This window comes from Achromobacter insuavis, from assembly GCF_902859645.1.
GTDB lineage: Bacteria > Pseudomonadota > Gammaproteobacteria > Burkholderiales > Burkholderiaceae_B > Achromobacter > Achromobacter insuavis.
In genome coordinates this window covers 91,454-115,512 of the sequence record NZ_CADIJR010000010.1, presented here as the reverse complement: position 1 = coordinate 115,512, position 24,059 = coordinate 91,454, and the positions used below count along the sequence as shown (strand labels likewise).

The 24,059-nt window shown below is 68.6% G+C and carries 21 protein-coding genes and 1 tRNA gene; 6 read left to right on the top strand and 16 right to left on the bottom strand.

Annotation, left to right across the window (positions count from 1 at the left end; all coding sequences use genetic code 11):
* Window positions 1–4: 4 nt before the first annotated feature.
* From H0523_RS08410 to H0523_RS08380, 7 genes are all read right to left on the bottom strand, one after another.
* The gene (locus H0523_RS08410; RefSeq protein WP_054428445.1) at window positions 5–976 is read right to left on the bottom strand and encodes a Bug family tripartite tricarboxylate transporter substrate binding protein; all 972 of its coding nucleotides are present in this window, start codon (window positions 974–976) and stop codon (window positions 5–7) included.
* A gap of 78 nt (window positions 977–1,054) precedes the next feature.
* Window positions 1,055–2,251, bottom strand: a complete 1,197-nt coding sequence (locus H0523_RS08405) for a CaiB/BaiF CoA transferase family protein (protein ID WP_054428446.1) — start codon at window positions 2,249–2,251, stop codon at window positions 1,055–1,057.
* Window positions 2,248–2,982 carry an enoyl-CoA hydratase/isomerase family protein gene (locus H0523_RS08400; RefSeq protein ID WP_054428447.1) on the bottom strand — a complete coding sequence of 245 codons (735 nt, stop codon included), beginning with the start codon at window positions 2,980–2,982 and terminating at the stop codon, window positions 2,248–2,250. Before H0523_RS08400 ends, H0523_RS08405 begins: the two co-directional genes overlap by 4 nt.
* Before the next feature lie 89 nt (window positions 2,983–3,071).
* On the bottom strand, window positions 3,072–3,608 hold the full coding sequence (locus H0523_RS08395) for a MarR family winged helix-turn-helix transcriptional regulator (protein ID WP_054428448.1): 537 nt from the start codon (window positions 3,606–3,608) through the stop codon (window positions 3,072–3,074).
* Window positions 3,609–3,695: 87 nt separating this feature from the next.
* Window positions 3,696–4,646, bottom strand: coding sequence for a hydroxymethylglutaryl-CoA lyase (locus H0523_RS08390; RefSeq protein ID WP_054428449.1), 951 nt, complete (start codon window positions 4,644–4,646; stop codon window positions 3,696–3,698).
* The gene (locus H0523_RS08385) at window positions 4,643–6,265 is read right to left on the bottom strand and encodes an AMP-binding protein (protein WP_054428450.1); all 1,623 of its coding nucleotides are present in this window, start codon (window positions 6,263–6,265) and stop codon (window positions 4,643–4,645) included. The genes H0523_RS08390 and H0523_RS08385 overlap by 4 nt, the downstream gene beginning before the upstream one ends.
* Window positions 6,262–7,026, bottom strand: coding sequence for an enoyl-CoA hydratase/isomerase family protein (locus H0523_RS08380; RefSeq protein ID WP_054428451.1), 765 nt, complete (start codon window positions 7,024–7,026; stop codon window positions 6,262–6,264). The genes H0523_RS08385 and H0523_RS08380 overlap by 4 nt, the downstream gene beginning before the upstream one ends.
* 212 nt (window positions 7,027–7,238) lie before the next feature.
* Between H0523_RS08380 and H0523_RS08375 the strand changes: the two genes are divergently transcribed.
* Window positions 7,239–7,313, top strand: a tRNA-Arg gene (locus H0523_RS08375).
* Between the two features lie 312 nt (window positions 7,314–7,625).
* Window positions 7,626–8,906: a D-alanyl-D-alanine endopeptidase gene (gene pbpG, locus H0523_RS08370; protein ID WP_054428452.1), complete on the top strand. Its 1,281-nt coding sequence runs from the start codon at window positions 7,626–7,628 to the stop codon at window positions 8,904–8,906.
* A gap of 125 nt (window positions 8,907–9,031) precedes the next feature.
* On the opposite strand, the gene H0523_RS08365 is transcribed toward pbpG, so the two are convergent.
* The gene (locus H0523_RS08365; protein ID WP_054428453.1) at window positions 9,032–9,421 is read right to left on the bottom strand and encodes a ribbon-helix-helix domain-containing protein; all 390 of its coding nucleotides are present in this window, start codon (window positions 9,419–9,421) and stop codon (window positions 9,032–9,034) included.
* A gap of 211 nt (window positions 9,422–9,632) precedes the next feature.
* Between H0523_RS08365 and adhP the strand changes: the two genes are divergently transcribed.
* Entirely contained in the window at window positions 9,633–10,661 is a 1,029-nt protein-coding gene (adhP, locus tag H0523_RS08360; RefSeq protein WP_054428454.1) for an alcohol dehydrogenase AdhP, read from the top strand.
* Window positions 10,662–10,796: 135 nt separating this feature from the next.
* Here adhP and H0523_RS08355 read toward each other — a convergent pair whose 3' ends face one another.
* From H0523_RS08355 to H0523_RS08340, 4 genes are all read right to left on the bottom strand, one after another.
* A complete protein-coding gene (locus tag H0523_RS08355) occupies window positions 10,797–11,375 on the bottom strand; it encodes a DJ-1/PfpI family protein (protein ID WP_054428455.1) in 579 nt (192 codons plus the stop codon).
* A gap of 188 nt (window positions 11,376–11,563) precedes the next feature.
* Entirely contained in the window at window positions 11,564–12,052 is a 489-nt protein-coding gene (gene ybaK / locus H0523_RS08350; protein WP_054428456.1) for a Cys-tRNA(Pro) deacylase, read from the bottom strand.
* 63 nt (window positions 12,053–12,115) lie between these two features.
* Window positions 12,116–13,099 (bottom strand): site-specific tyrosine recombinase XerD, encoded by a 984-nt coding sequence (xerD, locus tag H0523_RS08345; RefSeq protein WP_054428457.1) that lies wholly within the window; start codon window positions 13,097–13,099, stop codon window positions 12,116–12,118.
* A gap of 134 nt (window positions 13,100–13,233) precedes the next feature.
* Window positions 13,234–14,139 (bottom strand): LysR substrate-binding domain-containing protein, encoded by a 906-nt coding sequence (locus H0523_RS08340; RefSeq protein ID WP_054428458.1) that lies wholly within the window; start codon window positions 14,137–14,139, stop codon window positions 13,234–13,236.
* Window positions 14,140–14,315: 176 nt separating this feature from the next.
* Between H0523_RS08340 and H0523_RS08335 the strand changes: the two genes are divergently transcribed.
* The 3 genes from H0523_RS08335 (at window position 14,316) to H0523_RS08325 (ending at window position 18,570) form a co-directional block, all read left to right on the top strand.
* Window positions 14,316–15,998 carry a thiamine pyrophosphate-binding protein gene (locus H0523_RS08335; RefSeq protein WP_054428459.1) on the top strand — a complete coding sequence of 561 codons (1,683 nt, stop codon included), beginning with the start codon at window positions 14,316–14,318 and terminating at the stop codon, window positions 15,996–15,998.
* 132 nt (window positions 15,999–16,130) lie between these two features.
* The gene (locus H0523_RS08330) at window positions 16,131–17,324 is read left to right on the top strand and encodes an acyl-CoA dehydrogenase (protein ID WP_054428460.1); all 1,194 of its coding nucleotides are present in this window, start codon (window positions 16,131–16,133) and stop codon (window positions 17,322–17,324) included.
* 259 nt (window positions 17,325–17,583) lie between these two features.
* Window positions 17,584–18,570 carry a TRAP transporter substrate-binding protein gene (locus tag H0523_RS08325; protein WP_054428461.1) on the top strand — a complete coding sequence of 329 codons (987 nt, stop codon included), beginning with the start codon at window positions 17,584–17,586 and terminating at the stop codon, window positions 18,568–18,570.
* Window positions 18,571–18,621: 51 nt separating this feature from the next.
* Here H0523_RS08325 and H0523_RS08320 read toward each other — a convergent pair whose 3' ends face one another.
* The 4 genes from H0523_RS08320 to boxA all read right to left on the bottom strand — a co-directional run bounded on the left by H0523_RS08320 (window position 18,622) and on the right by boxA (window position 24,059).
* Complete coding sequence (locus H0523_RS08320; RefSeq protein ID WP_054428462.1) at window positions 18,622–20,283, bottom strand: phage tail protein; 1,662 nt, start codon at window positions 20,281–20,283, stop codon at window positions 18,622–18,624.
* Between the two features lie 103 nt (window positions 20,284–20,386).
* On the bottom strand, window positions 20,387–22,087 hold the full coding sequence (locus H0523_RS08315) for a phage tail protein (RefSeq protein ID WP_054428463.1): 1,701 nt from the start codon (window positions 22,085–22,087) through the stop codon (window positions 20,387–20,389).
* Window positions 22,088–22,340: 253 nt separating this feature from the next.
* Complete coding sequence (locus tag H0523_RS08310; protein ID WP_054428464.1) at window positions 22,341–22,781, bottom strand: MaoC family dehydratase; 441 nt, start codon at window positions 22,779–22,781, stop codon at window positions 22,341–22,343.
* Window positions 22,782–22,811: 30 nt separating this feature from the next.
* The gene (gene boxA, locus H0523_RS08305; RefSeq protein ID WP_054429204.1) at window positions 22,812–24,059 is read right to left on the bottom strand and encodes a benzoyl-CoA 2,3-epoxidase subunit BoxA; all 1,248 of its coding nucleotides are present in this window, start codon (window positions 24,057–24,059) and stop codon (window positions 22,812–22,814) included.

Sequence of the window (24,059 nt, the reverse complement as noted above, 5' to 3'; positions counted from 1 at the left end):
AGTCCTATTTCTTCATCAGCCCCGCCGCCTGCACCAGCTTGCGCATGGCGGTCTGGTCTTTCTCCACGAAGGCCGTGGCTTCCTGGGGCGTCATGTTCCACAGGTCCACGCCCTGCGCCTGCATCAGCTTGCTGTATTCCGGATTGGCGTTGACCTTGGCGACCGCGTCGTTCAGGCGCTGCAGGATCTCCGGCGGCGTGCCCTTGGGCGCGGCCAGGCTGTACCAAGAGGCGGACTCCGCGCCCTTCACGCCGGATTCGGCCAGCGTCGGCACGTCGGGCAGCAAGGGCGAGCGATGGTCGTTGGCGTAGGCCAGCGCCTTGAGCCGGCCGCTGCGGATGAACTGCAGGCTGGCGGCCAGGTTCAGCACCGCCATGTCCACCTGCCCGCCCACCAGATCGTTGATGGCGGGCGCCGCGCCGCTGTAGGGGATGTGGACGATGTCCACGCCGGCGCGTTCGCGGAACAGTTCGGCGCCCAGGTGCGGCGAGCTGCCGGGCCCGGCCGAGGCATAGTTGATGCGGCCCGGCTCCTTGCGCGCCATGGCGATCAACTGCTCGACGCTGTCGGCCTTGAGCGTGGGCCGCACCACCAGCATGTTGGGCTGGTTGGCGACGATCGAGACGAAGGCGAAGTCCTTGATGCCGTCGTACGGCGTCTGCTGCATCAGCGGCGTCACCACGTGGGCGGCCGACGTGCCGAGCAGCAGCGTGTAGCCGTCCGGCTTGGCGCGCGCCACGAAGTTGGCGCCGATGGCCGCGCCGCCGCCGGCCTTGTTCTCGACGATGATGGTCTTGCCCAGCTGCTTTTCCAGCTCGCGCGCCAGGGCCCGGCCCAGCACGTCCGCCGGCCCGCCGGCCGCGTACGGGTTGACCAGCGTGATCGGCTGCGAGGGATAGGGATCGGCGGCGACGGCCGACGCGCACAGCGCGCCCGCCACCGCCGCGCCGCACAGCAGGCGCTTCAGAATCTTCATGGTTTGTCTCCTGGGATATTGTGTTTTATGTGTGTGATGTTGTGCGAGGGATGGCCGCGGGGCGTCGCGCCCCGGCGGCTAGATCGCGCCCTGCCCGCGTAAAGCCTCGATCTGCGCCGGCGACAGGCCCAGCCGGCCGGCCAGCACGCTGTCGGTGTGCTCGCCCAGCAACGGCGGGCGCTCCAGGCGCGGATCGTCGAAACCGTCGAACTTGAACGGCACCGGCACCGCACCGAAGCGGCCGATGGACGGATGCTCGTAGCTGGCCACCATGCCGCGCGCCAGCACGTGCTCGTTGTGCAGGATCTCCTCGACATCCAGGATCGGGCCGGCCGGCACGCCGCGCGCATCGCAGCGGCGGCACAGTTCGTCGCGCGTCAGCCGCGCGGCGGCCGCCGACAGGCCGGCCATGACTTCGTCGCGGCGCGCCACGCGCACGGCGTTGCGCGCCAGCTCCGGATCGTCGGCCCATTGCGGCAGTTCGAGCGCCTCGCACAGCGGCTTCCAGTGCTGGTCGCTGCCCGTGATCTGCACCCAGCGGCCGTCGCCGCACTCGAACGCGGCGGAGGGCACCCGGCCGGGATGTTCCGTGCCCAGCCGCGGCGGCACTTCGCCCAGCGCGAAATAGCGCGCCGCCGCCAGCGACAGCAGGCCCACCTGGCCGTCCAGCATGGAGAAGTCGATATGGCAGCCCTGCCCCGAGCGCACCCGTCCCACCATCGCCGACAGGATGCCGATGGCGGCCCACAGGCCCGAGGTCAGGTCGCTCACCGGCAGGCCCGGCTTGACCGGGCCGCCGCCGCGCTCGCCGGTCAGGCTCATGATGCCGCCCATGGCCTGGAACACGGTGTCATAGCCCTTGCGTGGCGCGTACGGCCCGGTCATGCCGAACCCGGTGCACGAGAAATAGATCAGACCGGGGTTGTCCGGCGCGATGCGCTCGCGATCCAGGCCGTATTTGGCGAGCGTGCCGACCGGGAAGTTCTCGACCACCACGTCGCAGGTCTGCGCCAATCGCCGGATCAGCGCCTGCCCCTCGGGATGGCGGAAATTCACCGTGACCGACTGCTTGCTGCGGTTGAAGGCCAGGTAGTAGGCCGACTCGGTGCCGCCCTCGCCTTGCACCTTGGGTTCGAAGCCGCGCGTCTCGTCGCCGCCGCCGGGCTGCTCGACCTTGATGACCTCGGCGCCCAGCTCGGCCAGGATCATCGAGGCGAACGGGCACGCCAGCACGCGCGACAGGTCCAGGATGGTGACGCCTTCAAGCGGTCTCATCGCGCCGCTCCCTGGCGAAAGCCGCGCATGATGACGTTGGCGTCGCGGCCCACGCCCAGCGCCTCGCCCAGCCCGAGGTCGGCCGCGCGGTGGAAGGCGCGCTTGGTCAGCCCCATCGCGGCCGGCTCCCAGCCGGCCAGGCGCTGCGCCATTGCCAGCGCCTGGTCCAGCACCTGCGCGGCGGGCGCGACGCGATTGGCGATGCCCAGCTGCAACGCGCGCGCGCCATCGATCGGTTCAGCCATCGCCACCAGCTCGAAGGCATGCTTGCGGCCGACCTGGCGCACCAGGTTGGCCATGACCACCGCGGCCACGATGCCGTGGCGCAGTTCCGGATAGCCGAAGCGCACGTCCTCGGCCATCACCGTCAGGTCGCAGGCCAGCGCCAGGCCGGCGCCGCCGCCGAGCGCATTGCCATGGACCGCGCCGATCACCGGCTTGACCATGCGCGAGAACACCAGGTGCAGGTCGGTCGTCAGGTCGGCGCGGCGCAACACCGCGTCCGGCTGTTCCGGCGTCAGGGCCGAGAACTCGCCGGTGTCGGCGCCCGCGCAGAACGACTTGCCATTGCCCGTCAGCACCACCGCGCGCACCGCGTCGTCGCGATCGGTCTGGCGCAGCGCGTCCAGCAGCGCCGTGGTCAACGCGGTGTTCAGCGCGTTGTGCTTTTCCGGACGGTTCAGGCGCAGCAGCCGCACCGCGCCCAGGTCTTCAATGATCAGTTCCGACATCACGGATATCCTCTTCCAATGGCGACAATCAAAGTGATTGATTAAATCAACAATAAGGGTAAAAAAAAGCGCGGGCGCGCCCCGCGCGTTCAGCGCGGCTGCACGCCGCGGCCGCGACGCGCCGGCACCTCCGCCTTGCATTCATTCAGCATCTCCAGCGCGTGCGCCGTCAGCTTGTCCAGCATGCGTTCCATGGCCTCGCGCTCGGCGTCCGACAGCACCGACAGCATGTCTTCGTTGCGCTCGACCGCGGCCGGGAAGATCTCGTCGTACAGGGCGCGGCCGGTGCGCGTCAGGTCCAGGCTGACGCCGCGGCCGTCCTGGCTGTCGGCGTTGCGCTGGATCAGGCCGCGCTCGATCAGTTCCGACACGGTGCGGCTGGCCTGGCTCTTGTCGATGTTGGCCTCGCGCGCCACCGCGTTCAACGACATGTCCGGCGCCGCGCCCAGCAGCGCGATGATGCGCCATTCGCGCGGCCCGACGCCGTAGCGGCTTTCGTTCAGGCCGGCGGCGATGCGGCTGGACACGTAGGCCAACCGGTTCAGGCGGTACGAGAACAGTTCCTTCAACGCCCGGGGTTCGGGACGCGCGGAGGCGGCGGACTTGGATGCGGTTCGGGTGGCCATGAGGGACTCTTCAGATGCGGGGAAAATCGGCGCGCGCGCAGGTCGCGCGCCGCTGCCCGCATGATATACAAACGCGGCGGGCGGTCATCATGCGGCCGCCTCCCGCGCGACGCCGAGCAGCGGGTTCAGGCCGCTTTGCGCCACGCGGCTGTGCAGCGCGCGCCCCAGCACCGCCTCGCAGCGCCGCGACACCGCGTCCATCGCCGCCAGGTCCAGGCCGGTGCGCACGCCCATCGACTCGAACAGGTTAACCAGGTCTTCCGTCGCCACGTTGCCGGTATGGCCGCCGCCGTAGCGCACCTTGGCCGGATGGCCGCCGACGCCGCCGAAGGCGCAGTCGAAATGCGTGACGCCCGCCTCCAGCGCCGCCACGTAATTCACCAGGCCGGTGCCGCGCGTGTCGTGGAAATGCGCCACCGGCGTCACTTCGGGCACCTCGCGCGCCATGCGGCCGTACAGGTCGCGCACCGACGCCGGCGTGGCCATGCCGGTGGTGTCGCCCAGCGTCACGATGCCCACGCCCAGCGCCGCGAAGCGCCGCACGTCGGCCATGACCGAATCCGCGTCGACCGCGCCCTCGAACGGGCAACCGAAAGCCACCGAGATCGTGCCGATCAGGCGGAAACGGCCATCCGCCAGCCGCGCCATCTCGGCAATGTTGTCCCACTGGGCAGCGCGCTCGCGCTTCAGGTTGCGCGTCGAATGCGACTCGCTGGCCGAGACCAGCAGGCTGATCTCGTTGGCGCCGATGCCGGCGTCCAGGTCCGCCAGCGCCCGCTCCACCGCGCGCGCATTGGCGCAGGTGGCCTTGTACCAGACGCCCGCGCGGCGCGGCAGCGCCGCCAGCAAGGCGCTGGCGTCGGCGAACTGCGGCACCACCTTGGGATTGGAGTACGAGGTCGCCTCGACCCGCTCGAAGCCCAATGCGGCAAAACTGTCGATCAGGCCGGCCTTGACCGCGGTATCGATGAAATCGGGCTCATGCTGCAGGCCATCGCGCGCGAAGCATTCGCACAGCACCACGTCGCGCGCGCTCATGCCTGTTGCTCCAGTCCGAACAGCGCCAGCGCGTGGGCGCGCAGCTTGTTCTTCTGCACCTTGGAACTGCCCGTCATGCCGATGTGCTCGAAGCTGTCGACGATCTCGACATAGCGCGGCACCTTGAAGTTGGCGCAGCGCGCCTTGCACCAGGCCGTCAGTTCCTCGGGCGTGCAGTCCTGGCCGTCCTTGAGCAGCACGAAGGCCGCCGGCACTTCGCCCAGGCGCGCATCGGGCACGCCGACCACCTGCGCCATGCGCACGGCGGGGTGGCCGTGCAGGGTCTCTTCGACCTCCGCCGGCGCGACGTTCTCGCCGCCCACGCGGAACATGTCCTTGAGACGGCCCACCATCCGCAGCCGGCCTTCCGCGTCCATCTCGCCGAGGTCGCCGGTGCTGAGCCAGCCATCGGCGCCGAGCGCGCGGGCGGTGGCCTCGGGCATGTTGTAGTAACCCTTCATCACGCTCCAGCCGCGCGCCTGGATCTCGCCCTGCATGCCGGCCGGCAACGGCTCGCCCGTGCCCGGATCCACCACCCGCACCTGCATGCCGGGATGCGGCAGCGCCCAGCCCATGGCGCGCAGTTCAAAGGGATCATCGTGCGCCGACAGCGTGATGTTGGGCGAGGCCTCGGACTGGCCGTAGGCGTTGCAGATGCCCGGCACGCCCATCACGTCGCGGATCTTCTGCATCACCTGCGGGCCGGCCGCCGCCCAGCCGCCGCGCAAATGGATGCGCGCGCGGTCGAAATCCGGATGCCCCATCAGCATGAGGAAGATGGTGTCGTTGCCCGACGTCAGCGTGCAGCGCTCGTCGTCGAGCATGCGTAAGGCATCGGCCACGTCGAACTTCGGCAGCGTCAGCAGGCAGCAGCCGCTCATCAGGCTCACCAGGATCGACAACGTGGTGCCGGCCACGTGGAAATACGGCCGGATGCTGAAGTAGCGATCGTCGGGCCGCACGCCGATGCGCTGCGCCGCGGCCCACGCATTGGTCAACATGTTGGCGTGCGTCAGCATCACGCCCTTGGGAAACGAGGTGGTGCCCGAGGTGTACTGGATCAACAGCACGTCGTCCGGAACCACCGCATCCATGCGGGCCTGCAGCGCCGCATCGTCGACGGCCTCGCCGGCCCGCAGGAAGTCCGCCCAGGCGCGCGCGCCGCGCGGGCAGCGCTCGCCCAGCACCACCACCTGCCGCAGCAGCGGCAGCGCCGCGCCCGGCAACGCCTGATCCAGCGCCGGCTCCACCTGCGTCAGCAGATCGAGAAAATCGATGCCCAGGAAGGTATCCGCGGTCAGCAGCACTTTGACGTCGGCCTGCTTCAGGCAGAACGCCAGTTCATCGGTCTTGAAGCGCGTGTTGACCGGCACCGTCACGGCGCCGAGCAGCGCGCAGGCGTAAAACACCTGCACCCAGGTGCCGCCGTTGCCCAGCAGCACGCCAACATGGTCGCCGCGGCGCACGCCGGCCGCATGCAGGCCGCGGGCGATGCGCCGCGCGCCGTCCTGCAGCGCGGCCCAGGTGTGGCGCTCGCCCGGCGCGACGAACGCTTCAGCGGCGCCACGTTCGGCCACCTGGCGCGCCAGCGCCCGCGACAGGGTCGTGGGGTCGATCATGCCTTGTCTCCCGCCGCGCCGAAGCCGGCGATGGCCTGCTTCCAGTCGGTGCCGCGCAGGTTTTCCTCAATCGCCAGCAGCTCGATCGCCATCGCGCCTTCGCGCGTCGTCGCCAACCCCTGGTCGATACTGCGCTTGGTCAGCCTGACGGTCAGCGGCGCGGCGCGCGCGATGGCCGCGGCCATCTGCGCGGCCTCGGCCGCCAGCGCCTCGGGCGCGTACACCTGGTTGACCAGGCCGATCTCGCGCGCCTCGGCCGCGTCGAAGCGGCGGCCGGTGAACAGCAGTTCCTTGGCCTTGCGCGCGCCGGCCACGCGCGGCAGCCGCTGCGTGGCGCCGACGGTGCCCCAACCCACTTCGGGATAGCAGAACGTCGCCTCGGACGAGGCCAGCACGAAGTCGCAGGCCGCGGCGATCTCGCAGCCGGAGCCGAACGCCGCGCCCTGCACCACCGCGATCACCGGCTGCGGCATGCGCTCGATGGCGGCGTAGGCGGCAAAGCCCTGCACCCGGCGCGCCGTCATTTCGGCGTTCGACATGGTCTTGCGTTCCTTCAGGTCGGCGCCGGCGCAGAACGCCGCGCCCGCCGCGGCGATCAGCACCACGTGCGCGTCCGGCCGCTCCGCCAGATGCTGCATGGCCTGCACCAACTCGGCGCACATGAGGGAATTGAGCGCGTTGCGGCTGTCGGGCCGGTTCAGCGTCACCGTGGCGACACGGTCCTGCACGTCCAGCAGGATCGTGTGAAAAGTCGGGGTCATGCCTGCTCCTGGATGTTCTAGGTATGGGGCCGGGCCGCGCGCGGCGACCTAGCCATGCCAGGAAATATAGGGCATATAGTTGATTAAATCCACTAATTTTCGGCGGCTATCCAATGGTGTTACACTTGCGCCCCTGGTCTTTCCCTGGAATATCAAGGCACTAGGCTCCCCACGGGCCCGGCGCGATTCCGGCGCGAAGCCATCCCGCCCGCCTCGCCGTAGTTAAATGGATATAACCGGCCCCTCCTAAGGGTCAATTGGTGGTTCGATTCCACCCGGCGAGGCCACGCTCCCGACCTCGGTTCCGCAGGTCGCTTTCCACGAAAGTCCCGTGTATTCAGCCGGATGAGGGTTAATCCGGGCTACGCTCACGCGCCGCGCGCCGGTAGCGTCTCGGGACGCCGCACGCGACGAATAAGCTACCCGTCAATACGTCCCTGATATTTTTTTCGGCGATGATAGCGAATCGCCTTGCGCGCGACTTGAAATTACTGTTTAAATTCGACGCGTAAGCCCCTAATTCATCTGGACTTTTCCCGAACCGCAGCAAGCCCGGCCGGGGAAATAATTCTTCACAGACTGACAAGCCTGCTCAAACCATGGCATTTACCTGGAAACGTGCAATTGCGAACGCGATAGCGCCGGCGGCGCTGGCGATGTGCGCGCTCCTGCCCTCAGCCGCGCTCGCCGCGAAAAATACCGATCCTTGCAAGACCAACGCCAAATCGGCGGCTTGCAAGGCGCAACAAGCCAAAAAGGCCCCCGCCCCCGCCAAAGCGGGCGCCGGCAAGGCCTCCACCCCCAAGCAAGCCGCGGGTAAAACCGCCCCCAAGGCCGCATCTGGCAAGCAAGCCGCGCCGAAGTCGGCCGCCGCCAAGGCCCCGCCCAAGGGCGCCGCCGGCAAACAGGCCGCCGCCAAGGGCGCGCCCAAGCAGGCCGCCGGCAAGAACGCAACGCCCAAGGGCGGCAAGCAGGCCGTCGCCCAGCAGAGTTCGTCCAAGAAGGGCGCGGCCGGCAAGAACGGCAAGCCCAACAAGCCGTCGCGCGCGCAGCGCACGGCCGCCGCCGCAGCGGCAGCCGCCATGCCGCCGCCCGCGGTGTCGGTGCGCGCCGAAGCCGCCGCGCTGCGGTCCAGCACCGCCTACGTGCAGGACCTGGCTACCTCCACCGTGATCTTCGCCAAGAACGAAAACGTGGTGCGCCCCATCGCCTCGATCTCCAAGCTGATGACCGCGGTCGTGGTGGTGGACGCCAACCAGCCGATGGACGAGATGCTGGAGATCACCGATGAAGACATCGACGGCCTCAAGCACACCACCTCGCGCCTGCGCGTGGGCACCAAGCTTTCGCGCGGCGACATGCTGCACCTGGCGCTGATGTCGTCCGAGAACCGCGCCGCCAACGCGCTGGGCCGCCACTATCCGGGCGGCCTGCCGGCCTTCGTCGCCGCCATGAACGCCAAGGCGCAGTCGCTGGGCATGAGCAGCACGCACTTCATCGAGCCCACCGGCCTGTCCAGCAACAACGTGTCGTCGCCGCATGACCTGGCCCGCCTGCTGCGCGCCGCGTCGCAGCGTCCGCTGATCCACCGCTACTCCACCGACACGGAGTACGACGTCGAGATCAACAACCGCACGCAGACCTTCCGCAACACCAACCTGCTGGTGCGCAAGCCCGACTGGGACATCAAGGTGTCCAAGACCGGCTACATCAACGAAGCCGGCGAATGCCTGGTGATGCTGGCGCGCATCAACGGCCGCGACCTGGCGATCGTGCTGCTGGACTCGCAGGGCAAGCTGTCGCGCATCGGCGATGCCGTGCGCATCCGCCGCATCGTGCAAAGCGAAGTGGCCATGGCCTCGACCCAGCCGGGCGGCTGATCCAGGCGCCCTCCGGCCACGAAAAAGCCCGATCGACGATCGGGCTTTTTTTACGTCTGGCGGCGAGGCGGGATGCCGGCGGAAGCAAGCCGCGAGTGTCGCGCCCCGATGCCGCCGGCGCGGCGCTACGCCGCCACCGGCCGCTTGGACCGCAACGGCTGCGGGTCGTACATCGACGGCGGCAGCCCTTCCAGCACCGCCTGCGGATTGAGCGAGCGGATCGGCACCGCGGCATCGGCCGGGATGCGGCCCTCGGCCTGCAGCAGCTGATAGCGCAGGCAGCACACGCGCAGGAAGGAAGTGAAGTTCGCCGCCTCGCCGCGGTATTCCACCAGCTCGTCGTACAGGCGCTCGATCAGTTGCGTGACCCGCATGCCGTCGCGCGCCGCGATTTCCTCCAGCACCTGCCAGAACAATTGCTCCAGGCGCAGGCTGGTGGCCACCCCGTGCAGGCGCAGGGAGCGGGTTTCGGGCGCGTAGGACTGTTCGCTCGCGCGGATGAAGATTTCACACATGGGAGCTCCTGGGGCGGACACGAGGCTTGCGGGCCACTGTACGACGATAGCCGCCGGCCCGGCAAGACACCTCTGCCTCGGGGCATTCCCGCCCATTCTGCAACGATACGTTTCCTGCGCGCGGCTCGTCCGGAAGCCATTGATATAAATCAAGGTCTCGGACGCGTCCCCATCCGAGCATGCTAAGACTGATCTGACTTCGGAGGTAGCAATGAACAAAACCATGAAAGCCGCCGTGGCTCGCGCATTCGGCAGGCCCCTGGAAATCGAAGAGGTCGAAGTGCCGCGCCCCCGGGCCGGCGAACTGCTGGTCAAGATCGAGGCCTGCGGCGTCTGTCACACGGACCTGCACGCGGTCGAAGGCGACTGGCCGGTCAAGCCGAACCCGCCCTTCATCCCCGGTCACGAAGGCGTGGGCCACGTGGTGGCGGTCGGCGAAGGCGTCACGCACGTCAAGGAAGGCGACCGCGTCGGCATCCCCTGGCTGTACTCCGCCTGCGGCCATTGCGAACACTGCCTGGGCGGCTGGGAAACGCTGTGCGAGCAGCAGCAGAACGCGGGCTACTCCGTCAACGGCGGCTTCGCCGAGTACGCGCTGGCGGCGGCCGATTATGTCGGCCTGCTGCCCAAGAATGTCGGCTTCGTCGACATCGCCCCGGTGCTGTGCGCCGGCGTCACGGTCTACAAGGGCCTGAAGATGACCGACACGCGGCCCGGCAACTGGGTCGTGATCTCCGGCATCGGCGGCCTCGGCCACATGGCGGTGCAGTATGCGCGCGCCATGGGCCTGAACGTGGCGGCGGTGGACATCGACGATGACAAGCTGGCCTTCGCCAAGCGTCTCGGCGCGGAGGTGGTCGTCAACGCCAAGACCACCGATCCGGCGGCGTACCTGAAGAAGGAGATCGGCGGCGCCCACGGCGCGCTGATCACGGCGGTCTCGCCCAAGGCCTTCGAGCAGGCGCTGGGCATGGTGCGGCGCGGCGGCACGGTGGCGCTCAACGGCCTGCCGCCGGGCGACTTCCCGCTGTCGATCTTCGACATGGTGCTCAACGGCGTGACGGTGCGCGGCTCGATCGTGGGTTCGCGCCTGGACCTGCAGGAATCGCTGCAGTTCGCCGAGGAAGGCAAGGTGCATGCCACCGTGGCCACCGAGAAGCTGGAGAACATCAACAGCGTGTTCGACCGCATGCGCCGCGGCCAGATCGAAGGCCGCATCGTGCTGGACATGGCGGCATAGCCGCCCGCGCCGCGACGGACGGCAAAAGGCGCCTGCCGCGGCAGGCGCCTTTTTCATTGCGGCATCCGCATTACGCGGCCTCAAGCTCTGGGCGCTCGCACGGGCCGAGCCATGTCAACGGCCGGCGCGCGGCACTCAGGGCGTGATCTTGGTGCCGAGCACGGCCAGGAACTGCGCCAGCCACGCCGGATGCGCGGGCCAGGCCGGCGCCGTCACCAGATTGCCGTCGGTATAGGCCTGGTCGATGCCGATCTCGGCGTAGGTGCCGCCGGCCAGCCGCACTTCCGGCGCGCACGCGGGATAGGCCGAGCAGGTGCGGCCTTCCAGGATGCCGGCGGCCGCCAGCAACTGGGCGCCGTGGCACACGGCGGCGATCGGCTTTGCGGCCTTGTCGAAGGCGCGCACGATCTCCAGCACTTTTTCGTTCAGGCGCAGGTATTCCGGCGCGCGGCCGCCGGGGATCACCAGGCCGTCGTAGGAGCCGGCCTCGACGCGGTCGAAATCGTAGTTCAGCGCGAAGTTGTGGCCGCGCTTTTCGCTGTAGGTCTGCGCGCCCTCGAAGTCGTGGATAGCGGTGGCGATGCTCTCGCCGGACTTCTTGCCGGGGCAGACCGCGTGCACCGTGTGTCCCACCGCCAGCAGCGTCTGGAACGGCACCATGGTTTCGTAGTCTTCGGCGTAGTCGCCGACCAGCATCAACAGTCTCTTGCTCATGATTGTCTCCTGGGGATGAGGATCGCCGGCTGATGCGCCCGAGGGCCGGGCGGCCGGTTCTTGATGTTCTACGATCCATTGTGCCCCCGCCCGCGTGAGCGGGGGTGGTAACGGGATACCACGCGGGGCGCAAGCATCCCCCAAGTGACGGCTCACGGCCCGCGCGGGCCGCGAGTCCGCTGCGCCCCTTATTCCAGCGCCACCGTCACCGGCTTGGCGCCCAGCAGGCTCACCAGCACGTTCGGGTCGATGCCCACCAGGTAGCCGCGGCGGCCGCCGTTGATGTAGACGACCGGGTATTGCAGCACCTCGGCCTCGACCCACACCGGCATCTTCTTGCGCGTGCCGAATGGCGAGGTGCCGCCGACCTGATAGCCCGAATGGCGCTGCGCGACGTCCGGCTTGCAGGGCTCGACCTTCTTCAGGCCGGCCTGGCGCGCCAGGTTCTTGGTGGAGACCTCGCGGTCGCCATGCATCACCACGATCAGCGGCTTGGCCGATTCGTCTTCCATCACCAGCGTCTTGACCACCGCGTGCGGATCCAGCCCCAGCTGGCGCGCGGCCTCGCCGGCGCCGCCGTGGTCGATGTAGTCGTAGGTGTGTTCGGTGTACGCCACCTTGTGCTGCTTGAGGAACTGGGTGGCGGGCGTTTCGGAAACGTGGCGGGCTTTGCTCATGGCGGGGCGCTGAAAAGGCGAAGGCAAAAGTGTAGGCACGCGGGCGCCGTGGCGCAAACGCCCTCAGCCGCGCGGATGATGCGTGGCGTGCAGCGCCTTCAGGCGTTCGCGCGCCACGTGGGTGTAGATCTGCGTGGTGGAGATGTCGGCGTGGCCCAGCAGCATCTGCACCACGCGCAGGTCGGCGCCGTGGTTCAGCAGATGCGTGGCGAAGGCGTGGCGCAGCACGTGCGGCGACAGCGGCGCGTGCACGCCCGCCAGCACCGCGTACTTCTTGACCAGTTGCCAGAACGCCTGGCGCGACATGGCCTCGGCCCGGCCGGTGATGAAGAGCGCGTCGCTGACGCGGCCGGCGGCCAGCTCGGGCCGCGCGGTCTTCAGGTATTGGTCGATCCAGTGCGCCGCCTCGGCGCCGAGCGGCACCAGGCGGTCCTTGCCGCCCTTGCCCAGCACCACGCGCACCACGCCCTCGTTCAAGCTGACGTCCAGCGCCCGCACCCCGACCAGTTCCGACACGCGCAGGCCGGTGGCGTACAGCGTCTCCAGCATGGCCCGGTCGCGCAGGCCGCGCGGCTGGCCCAGGTCGGGCGCGCGCAGCAGGGCATCCACCTGCTGCTCGGACAGCGTTTTGGGCAGGCGCGGCGGCTGCTTGGCGGCCACCAGCGTCAGACAGGGATCCTGCGCCGCGCGGTGTTCGCGCAGGGCCCAGGCGTAGAAGCGCCGCAGCGCGGCCAGGCGGCGGTTGGCGGTGGTGGCGCGGGTCTCTTCGTGGCGGAAGGCGAACCAGGCCTCGATATCGGCCTTGCCCGCCTCGGCCAGCGCCTTGGCGGGACCGGCGGGCAGCGCCGGGGCCGAGGCCGCCTCGCCGTGGCGGTCGGCCATCTCGCGGGCGTAGGCCTCGGGATCCTCGAGCCAGCGCGCGAAGCCGGTCAGGTCGCGCCGGTAGGCGGCCAGGGTGTTGGCCGACAGGCCGTCCTCGAGCCAGACGGCGTCTATGAAGGCGTCGATATCGGCCTGGGAAGCGAGCGGTTGGCGGGAATCGGACATGGAACGGAAATCAAGGCATCAAGAGACGTGCCCGAAGGCGGCCAGCGCCGGCGCAGGCGCGCGCAACGTTGCGACGCGCGCCGGCCACGTCAGGGGGATGGGCCACATTCTACGGCGGCGCTTGCGCCGTGCCCTCAGCGCCCCGCCACCGCCGCGGCGGCCGACTTGAGCCAGGTCTCGAACAGTTTCAGCGCCTCGGAACGCTCGCTACGCTGCGGATAGCCGAAGTAGTAACCCTGGCTGACCGTCAGCGACTGCGCCACGGGCATCGCCAGCGCGCCCTGGTCCAGCGCCGGCTGCGCCAGGAAGCGCGGCATCAAGCCGACGCCCAGCCCGGCCTGCACCGCCGCCATCACCATGGTGAACAGCTCGTAGCGCGGACCGCCCGCGGCCTGGGGGCCATAGAGGTAATTGTTGGCGCCGTACCACTGGCGCCAGGCGTCGGGGCGCGAACTCAGGTGCAGGTGGGTCATGCCCGCCAGCGCGCCGGCGCCGGCCTCGGTCACGCGCCCCGCCAATTCGGGCGCGCAGACCGGCACCAGCTCGCGTTCCGGAAACAGCAGCACGCCCTGGGTGCCCGGCCACAGGGTGTCGCCGTGATACAGCGCGCCGTCGAACGGCTGGTCTTTGAACTGGAACGGCAGCGTGCGCACCGACAGGCTGACGGTGATGTCTGGCTGCTCGCGCTGGAAATCCGCCAGCCGCGGGATCAGCCAGGTGGTGGCCAGCGTCGGCACCACGGCGATGTGGATGCTGCGGCCCATGCCGGTGCGGCTGACCAGGCCAAAGGTGTCCTTCTCGATCTGGTCGAGATGATGGCGGATGCGTCCCGCATATTCCGCGCCGTGGTCGGTCAGCACGATGCGGCGCCGCACCCGCGTGAACAGCTGCACCCCCAGCCGCGCCTCCAGGCTGGCCACCTGGCGGTAGACCGCGCTGTGGGTCAGGGACAGCTCTTCGGCCGCCCGCGAAAAACTGCCCAGGCGGGCCGAGGCCTCGAAAGCCTGCAGGGCGCTGAGGTTGGGAATGCCGTTTCTCATGGAGCGGGAACCGCCGGGAAGGTGAAGAAGGCCGCAAACACCCGCCGCGCCTGCCGCGGCGCAACATCCGGGTCGTGCCGGCGGGTCACTAGATTGTGCAATTTTATCAATTGCGTTGTGCGATCAAGGAACATTATGCTCGGATGTCTTAATCTCGGCTCATCCTGACTCCCACCATGTCCCAGCAAGCATCCCGCCTCGGCGGCCACATCCTCGTCGACCAGCTCGTCGCCCAGGGCGTCAAACACGTTTTCTGCGTTCCCGGCGAGAGCTACCTGGCGGTGCTGGACGGCCTGCACGACGCCGACATCAAGGTCACCGTCTGCCGCCAGGAAGGCGGCGCGGCCATGATGGCCGACGCCCATGGCAAGCTGACCGGCGAACCCGGCATCTGCATGGTGACCCGCGGCCCGGGCGCGTCCAACGCGCTGGCCGGCGTGCACATCGCCAAGCAGGACTCGACCCCGATGATCCTGTTCGTCGGCCAGATCGAGCGCGGCATGCGCGAACGCGAGGCCTTCCAGGAAATGGACTACCGCGCCGTGTTCGGCACGCAGGCCAAATGGGTCACGGAAATCGACCAGGTCGAGCGCATCCCCGAACTGATCTCGCGCGCCTTCCACATCGCCACCTCGGGCCGTCCCGGCCCGGTGGTGATCGCGCTGCCCGAGGACATGCTGGTCGAGGCCGCGCAGGTAGCCGACGCGCCGCGCTACGAAGTCATCGACGCCGCCCCCACCGCTGGCCAGCTGGCCGACCTGGAGCAGTTGCTGGCCCAGGCCAGGAACCCCGTCGCCATCCTCGGCGGCACCCGCTGGGACGCGCGCGCGGTGCAGCAGTTCGCCGATTTCGCGCAGCGCCACGCGCTGCCCACGGCGGTGTCGTTCCGCCGCCAGATGCTGTTCCCGGCCGACCATCCGTGTTTCATCGGCGACGTCGGCCTGGGCATCAACCCCGCCCTGCTCAAGCGCGTGGCCGACGCCGACCTGGTGCTGCTGGTCGGCGGCCGCATGTCGGAAAACCCCAGCCAGGCCTACACGCTGCTGGACATCCCGGTGCCCAGGCAGAAGCTGGTGCACGTGCATCCGGACGCGGGCGAACTGGCCCGCGTCTACCGCCCCACGCTGGCCATCAACACCTCGCCCGCGGCCTTCGCCGCAGCGCTGGCCGGCGTCAAGGCCCCCGCCCAGCCGGCCTGGGCCGACGGCACGCAGGCCATGCGCGAGTCGTATCTGAAGTGGAGCGACCCGAGCACCGTCACCACCCCGGGCGCGCTGCAGCTGGGCCAGGTCATGGCCTACCTGGAAAAGACCCTGCCGGCCGACGCCATCATGACCAACGGCGCCGGCAACTACGCCACCTGGCTGCATCGCTTCCATCGCTTCACCCGCTTCGGCACGCAGCTGGCGCCGACCTCGGGCTCGATGGGCTATGGCCTGCCGGCGGCCGTCGGCGCCAAGCGCGTCTGGCCCGACAAGACCGTGATCTGCTTCGCCGGCGACGGCTGCTTCCTGATGCACGGCCAGGAGTTCGCCACCGCCGTGCAGTACGACCTGCCCATCATCGTGGTGCTGGTCGACAACGGCATGTACGGCACCATCCGCATGCACCAGGAAAAGCACTACCCCGGCCGCATTTCCGCCACCGAGCTGAAGAACCCGGACTTCGCCGACTACGCCCGCGCCTTCGGCGGCCACGGCGAACGCGTCGAGACCACCGAGCAGTTCGGCCCGGCCTTCGAGCGCGCGCTGGCCAGCGGCAAGCCGGCCATCCTGCACTGCTTCATCGACCCGCAGACCATCACGCCGTCGACCACGCTGGACAAGATCCGCGACGCGGCGCTCAAGGCCCAGCACTGATACCCGAGCGGCCGCGGCAACCCCACGGCGACGCGCCCGCGCGCGTCGCGTAAACCCCGGGTTGCCGCGCCAATTATTTTAGGTTTAAACTTTCCAGATTCCGAAAACGGAAATCCATAGCGGAGACCCAGCATGTCCTCGAATCCCTCGTTCCATTGGCAAGATCCCCTGTTGCTGGACCAGCAGCTCACCGAAGAAGAACGCATGGTGCGCGACGCCGCCCACGCCTACTCGCAGGACAAGCTGGCCCCGCGCGTGCTGAACGCCTTCCGCAACGAAAAGACCGATCCGGAGATCTTCTCGGAAATGGGTGAGCTGGGCCTGCTGGGCGCCACCATCCCCGCCGAATACGGCGGCGCCGGCCTGAACTACGTCAGCTACGGCCTGATCGCCCGTGAAGTCGAGCGCATCGACTCCGGCTACCGCTCGATGATGAGCGTGCAGTCGTCGCTGGTGATGGTGCCCATCAACGAGTTCGGCAGCGAAGCGCAGAAGCAGAAGTACCTGCCCAAGCTGGCCCGCGGCGAGTGGATCGGCTGCTTCGGCCTGACCGAACCCAACCACGGCTCCGACCCCGGCGGCATGGAAACGCGCGCGGTCAAGACCGCCGACGGCTACAAGCTGAGCGGCAACAAGATGTGGATCACCAACTCCCCCATCGCCGACGTGTTCGTGGTGTGGGCCAAGTGCGTCGGCGGCGAGTTCGACGGCAAGATCCGCGGCTTCATCCTCGACAAGGGCACCAAGGGCCTCTCCGCCCCCGCCATCCACGGCAAGGTCGGCCTGCGCGCCTCGATCACCGGTGAAATCGTCATGGACGAAGTGGAAGTGTCCGCCGACCAAATGATGCCCGGCGTGTCCGGCCTGAAGGGTCCGTTCACCTGCCTGAACTCGGCCCGCTACGGCATCGCCTGGGGCGCGATCGGCGCCGCCGAAGCCTGCTGGCACACCGCCCGCCAGTACACCCTGGACCGCAAGCAGTTCGGCCGCCCGCTGGCCGCCAATCAGCTGATCCAGAAGAAGCTGGCCGACATGCAGACCGAGATCACGCTGGCGCTGCAAGGCTGCCTGCGCCTGGGCCGCATGAAGGACGAAGGCACCGCCGCCGTCGAGATCACCTCGATCATGAAGCGCAACTCGTGCGGCAAGGCGCTGGACATCGCCCGCTTGGCCCGCGACATGCTGGGCGGCAACGGCATCTCCGACGAATTCGGCGTGGCCCGTCACCTGGTCAACCTGGAAGTGGTCAACACCTACGAAGGCACGCACGACGTGCACGCCCTGATCCTCGGCCGCGCGCAGACCGGCATCCAGGCCTTCTATTGATTTGATTTTGGCAGTTCGCCGCGCGGACGGAGCCCGGCTCTGCTCCCGACGCGCGGTTCGCCGGCGTGGCGAAGACTGTGCGCCCCTTTCGAGGGGCGTTTTTTTTGCCTGCGTGGCGTCGATCCCGGATGCGCATTAGGGTTATCAGGAGCTAGCCCGCTCCCGGTCCATGGCTTACGCTGCCTGCAATTGGCCTGGTGCCGGCCCGCAGCATCCGCCCGCCCGACCCCGGATTTTTCGTCACGACCAGGAGTCGCGCATGCAGGGCAGTCCCTCTCTCCGCCTGTGGGCGGGCATCGCCATCGCCTTTGCGAGCCACGGCGCGCTAGCCGCCACCACCCTCACCATGACCACCGAATACCCGGCCACCTCGATGCCCGGGCAAGGCGTGTCCACCTTCGCCGACCTGGTGCGCAGCAAGAGCGCGGGCCAGGTGGTGATCGACGCCAGCTTCGATGCCGCGCGCGGCATCAAGTCTGGCGACATGATCGACGCGGTCCAGGCGCGCAAGGTCGATGCCGGCGACGCCTTCGCCGGCGCGCTAGCCTCGAAGTACCCGCTGTTCGGGGTGTCTTCGCTGCCGTTCCTGGCCGACTCGCTGGCCAAGGCCCGCGCCCTGAACAAATCAGCCCGCCCGGCCTACGAGAAACTGTTGGCCGCGCACGGCCAGAAGCTGCTCTACACCACGCCCTGGCCGGCCTCGGGCATCTGGTCCAAGGACAAGGTGGACAGCGTCGCCGCGTTGAAGGCGCTCAGCATCCGCACCTATGACGCGACCTCGCAGGACGTGATGCAGAAGGCCGGCGCGCGCGCCCAGAACATCTCGTTCGCCGACGCCATGCCGCGCATCGCCTCGGGCGAGGTCAACGCGGTGCTGTCCTCGGGCGACGGCGGCGCCGGCCGCAAGCTGTGGGAACACCTGCCGCGCTTCGCCGAGATCAACTACGCCATGCCGATCTCGGTGGCCACGATGAACCTGCAGGCCTATCAATCGCTGGACGCGAAGTCGCGCAAGGCCATCGACCAGGCCGCCGCGCAGACCGAGGCGGAACAGTGGAAGCGCATCGAAGGCCGGTTGCAGCAGAACTACGCCAACATGCGCAAGAACGGCGTGACGATCGACACCGCCGTGCCGATGCCGGTGCGCCAGGCGCTCAAGAGCGCGGCGGCAGACTCGGTGAAGCAATGGGAGGCCGCGGCGGGGACTGACGGGGTGAATATCCTGAAGGCGATGCGGCGGCCGTGATGCCGCGCGGGCCATCGCGCCTGCGCGATGGCCCGGCCGAGGCAAGCCCGATCAGCGGTATTCCATCCACTTCTTCGGCGTGTTCCCGTTGGTCAGGCCTGCCGCGACGATCCAGTAGGTCGCACCCGACGGCACGATGCTCGACACGCCGAACTCGGCGCCGGTGCCCGCATAGGAGCTGGTGGACACGACCGTTCCATTGACCACCAGCGCCATGCTTGCCCCCGCCTGCGCGGATGTGCCCGCGCCGTACACGACGATGGGACGCGTTGTCGGATTCGTGTAATTCGTCGCCAGGGTCCGCTGCGCGGTCACATCCTGCAGCGTCTGCCCGATGCCCAGGACACTGGCCAACTGGCCTCGCAGCGCCTGCATCTCCGCGTTCACGCTCGCCAGATCGGAGGCCAATTGCAAGGCATCCAGCTTGCCCGCGTTGATCGCCGTGCCGGCAAGCTTCACCACCCAGCAGCCGGTGGCGTTCAAGGGGCGATTCTCCACGGCCGTCCGCACGCTGGCGGAGTTGTCGAACCTCAGCGTATCGCCCCCGACACTTGCCGGGTAGGAAGGCGAGGTGCGCGGCACGCGGTCTCCCTGCCGACTTCCGGCAAAGGGACCCGAGCCGGGGCCTGTGATGACACCGTAGGCCAGCGCCTGCTCTCCCATCATTGCCTGCATGGCATCGCGTTGAATCTGCCCCGCAACGCCGCTGGACAACGCGCCATCGCCGCGCAGCATCACCGCGCCCAACGAGCCGGCCGACTTGCCGTTCAAGTCAGGCAGACGCAGCGTGGTTCCGCCATCGCCCGCCGTATAGCTTGCGCGCGCCATCACATCGCTTTGCCAGGTGGCTTCAGGCACCAACGGAAATTTCCCCGCCTCCAAGATGGCCCAGATATCCGGGAAAGCGGCCCGGCTGATCGTCTGGCCATCCAGCGGCGCCCATCCCGCGGGAATCGCGGCGCGGCTCGGCCACCAGGACACGAAGCCCAGCGGAATGCTGTCGATCACCGGCAACTGGCCGGCCGGCACCTTGCCGTCGCCGCCCAAGGTGGCGACACCGCCCGCCGAGCCCTTTTCCGCAAGCGGCACGGCATCCTGCACCGCGGGCAGTTGCGCGGCGGGGACGCGCCCGTCGGCATCGAGCGTGGGCACGCCGCCCGGGCGGCCCTTGTCGGCGGCGGGAATCAGCGCCGGCAATTGGCCGGAAACGATACGGCCGTCGGCCGCCAGGGTTGCGACGCCATTGGGCCGGGCCTTTTCAGCGGCGGGGATCAGGTCGGGCAATTGCACCGGCGTGATCTTGCCGTCCGCGGCCAGCGTGGCGACGCCGTCCGGCTGGCCCTTCTCGGCCAACGGCACGGCAGGCACCGGGATCGGCAGATGATCGACAGGCACGCGGCCCGCGTCATCCAGCGGCGCGACGCCGCCAGGCGCCGATTTCTGCGACAGCGGCACGGCCGGTGGAGGCAGATGCACGGCAGGCACCTTGCCTGCCGCGTCCAGCGGCGTCACGCCGCCCGCCGCGCCTTTCTCGGCGGCAGGAATAGCCGCGTCAGCTTTGCGCTGGACAGCAGCGACCGCCACTTCTACCGCCTCCACACCAGAACGCGTCTTGGCGAAGTTCTCGTTCGCAACGGTCATGGCGTCGCGCAGCGTATCGCCAGTCTGGTCGTTTGGCGCACGGCCCACATTGATTGGGCTGAGAATTTGCATAGGGGATCCTTGATAGCAGACGCGTCACCACGGAATAAAAAGCGCCTTGCGCGCTAGGGAGAAACCGTGGCGACTCAGTTTCAGCGGCGTTGAACTGCCGCGGTTATCGGTACTCGTAAACATGGGTAATCGTGCAAGCGCTGCCCTTCTGCATTCGATAGGACGCACCTGGCGGGATGACGCAAGACGTCGTCATGCCGGAAATGGACGTCGCCCAACCGCCGACAACGCCAGGCATCCAGATCGATTCGCCAGGCGCGCGCAGTTGAACTTCCACGACGCCCGAACCCGCGAGGTTGTATCCGATGTAAATCACGATGGCTCGGCTCGTCGTATTGGTGTACGCGGTTAGATCGAATACGCGGGATGCGGTCACGTTCTGGAAGGTTTGACCCACACCAAAGGTCTGATTGCGCAAAGCCTGCAATTGATCGTCAAGCGCTTGAAGCCGCGCATTCTGGAGCGCGAAATCACTCGCCAGTTGTGCAAGATCCACGCTGCCTGGGTTGGTGACGGCGCCGAAAGCCTGGATCGTCCAGACGCCGGAGACGTTCGTGGGCCGCGTCTCGGTCGCCGTGCGCGCCACCTTTGCGGCGGAAAAGGAAATCGTGTCGCCAGGCCCATCGGTGTTGGCGTAGGCTATATGCCCCACGCCACTGCCATAGTCCTTGAACCCGCGCTCGAATGCGCCCGTACCGGCCGCAATGGCGCCAATGCCCGTTGACGTCCCGCTTCTGGCGGCGAAAGTCCCGGTGATGTTCTGCAGCGCATCACGCTGGATCAGACCATTGGCACCGCTCGACAGCGCACCGTCTCCACGCCGCAAAACGGCGCCCAGCGAGCCAGGGGATTGGCCATTCAAATCCGGAATCCGAATGGTCGCCGCCCCATCCCCCAACGTATAACTCCCCCGCTTGAGCGGATCCGCCAGCCAATCCGCTTCCGCCACCACCGGCACCTTGCCGCCCGTCACCATCGCCGCCAGGTCCGGGAAGGTAGTCCGCGACACGGTCTGGCCATCGGCGGGAATCTGACCCGCGGGAATGGATGCACGCAGCGGCCACCAGGCGACCGAGGCGACGGGCGGACCGCTGGGGATCGGGGGCAGTTGGCCGACCGGCACCTTGCCGGCACTGTCGAGCGTGGCGACGCCGCCGGCCTGGCCTTTTTCCGCCGACGGCACCGCGGCCAGTTGCAGCGCCGGCACGCAGCCGTCGGCGCCGAGCGTTGCCACGCCGCCGGGGCGGCCCTTGTCCGATGCGGGAACCAGGGGCGGCAGCTGGTTCGCGACGATCAGGCCGTCTTCGGCCAAGGTCGCCACGCCATGGGGCTGCGCCTTTTCCCCGGCCGGAATCAGGGCGGGCAGTTGGGCCGGCGCGATCTTGCCGTTGGCGGCCAGCGTGGCGACGCCATTCGGCTGGCCCTTTTCGGCCAGCGGCACGGAGGGCTCCACCGGCGCCGGAATCGGCAGATGATCGATCGGCACGCGGCCATCCTCACCCAGCGGCGCGACGCCGCCGGGCGCGGATTTCTGCGACAACGGGATCGCGGGCGGCGGCAGGTGCGCGGCCGGGACCTTGCCGGCGGCGTCCAGCGGCGTGACGCCGCCCGCGGCGCCCTTCTCCGATGCGGGCACGGCGGCGTCGGCCTTGCGTTGGGCGGCGGCGGCGGACACCTCGACCGCCTCCACGCCGACGCGGGTCTTGGCGAAGTTCTCGTTCACGAGCGCCATGGCGTCGCGCAAGGTGTCGCCGGTCTGGTCGTTCGGCGCGTGGCCGACGTTGATGGGTTTCAGGGATTGCATGAGGGGCCTCGATGAAAACGATATGGGCGCCACAAGACAAAAGGCCCGCCGGCGATTGCCGGCGGGCCTGGATGTGGGCGGACCAATGCAAAAAGCCCGCTCGGATCACCGGGCGGGCTAGCGGAATCGCTGGACGCAATGGCCCCACGACGGAATCATGTTACGGGTGCGCGGCCTCGCGGACAAGTCAACTGCGACATGGGGCCGGGCCGGGCGGCGCTTGCCGCACCCGGCGCCTGGCACCGGGCAGGGTTCATTCCCCCGACAGGTCGAACAGGCTGGTGGCATCCAGCTCCAGCACGCTTTCATCGTGCTGGTTGATCACCGTCCAGGCCCAGGTGATGATGCCCAGGTCGGGACGCGAGGACGAGGTGCGCGCGCCCTGCACCCGCGCTTCCAGGCGCAGCTGGTCGCCGGGGCGCACCGGCATGCGCCAGCGCACTTCGCCCAGGCCGGGCGAGCCGAAGGATTCGGAATCGTGCAGCGCGGCGTCCACCGCCATCCGCATGGCCAGCGCGCAGGTGTGCCAGCCGCTGGCGATGAGGCCGCCCCAGCGGCCCTCGGCGGCGCGCTTGACGTCGGTGTGGAACCACTGCGGGTCGAATTTGCGGGCGAACTCGAGGATTTCGGCTTCCGTGATGGTGACCGGGCCGGCCTTGATCAGCATGCCGTCCTTGAAATCTGCGAACTTCATTGGTGGACTTCCCCTGGCGTGTGCGACCTCTCAATAGGTCTCGAAGTGCAGCCGCCCCTCGCGGCGCAGCACATCGTGCAGGATAGTCCAATCCTGTCCCGCTTGCATCGTCACCTCGCGCAAGGCGTCCAGCACGCCGACTTCCATGCCCTTCAGGCCGCACACGTAGATGCAGGTGTTGCGATCGGCCAGCAACTCGCGCACGGCGGCGGCGCGTTCGCGGATCAGGTCCTGCACGTAGCGCTTGGGCTGGCCGGCTTCGCGCGACAGCGCCAGGTTGATGTCGATGAAGTCGCGCGGCAGCTTCATCAGCGGGCCGAAGTACGGCAGCTCGCGTTCGGTGCGGGCGCCGAAGAACAGCAGCAGCCGGCCGTTCTCGCCGGTCTCGATGCGGCGCCGGTAGCGCTCGGTCATGGCGCGCATCGGCGCCGAACCGGTGCCGGTGCAGATCATGATGAGGTTGGCGCGCGGGTGGTTCGGCATCAGGAAGGTGTGGCCGAATGGCCCGATCACCTGCACGGTATCGTTCTTGGCCAGGTCGCACAGGTAGTTGGAGCATACGCCGTGCGCCGACTGGCCCTGGTGGTCTTCGGTGACGCGTTTCACCGTCAGCGACAGGTTGTTGTAGCCGGCGCGCTCGCCGTCGCGCGGGCTGGCCAGCGAATACTGGCGCGCGTGGTGCGGCCGGCCCTGGGCGTCGGCGCCGGGCGGCAGGATGCCGATGGACTGGCCCTCCAGCACCGGGAACGGCAGCTCGCCGAAGTCCAGCACGATGTGGTGGATATCGCTGTCGGTGTCGGCGCCGGTGACGCGGTAGTTGCCGACCACGGTGGCGGTCACCGGCGTCTTGTGGGTGTAGAGATTGACGTAGGGATGCGCGGCGGACCACGGCGGCACGCTGGCGCCGGGCGCGGCGGATGGCATGACTGCCACGGCGGCAGCCGACGGCGGTTCGACGGCCGCGTCCGCAGCCGGTTGCGCGACGGCCGCGGCTTCCGGCAGCGGCTGCTCGCGCGGCAGTTCATCCCATCCCAGCTGGTCCTGCAACGAGTAGGCCTCGGCGCGCACCACCAGCCGCCAGTTGTCGATCGAGCCGGTCGGGCACGGCGGCACGCAGGCCATGCAGCCGTTGCAGATATCCGGGTCGACCACGTAGTTGTTGCTGTCGTGCGTGATCGCGTCGATCGGACAGGTTTCTTCGCAGGTGTTGCAGCGGATGCAGATCTCGGGGTCGATCAGATGCTGCTTCAGGACTTCTACGGGCAGGGCTGCGTTCAT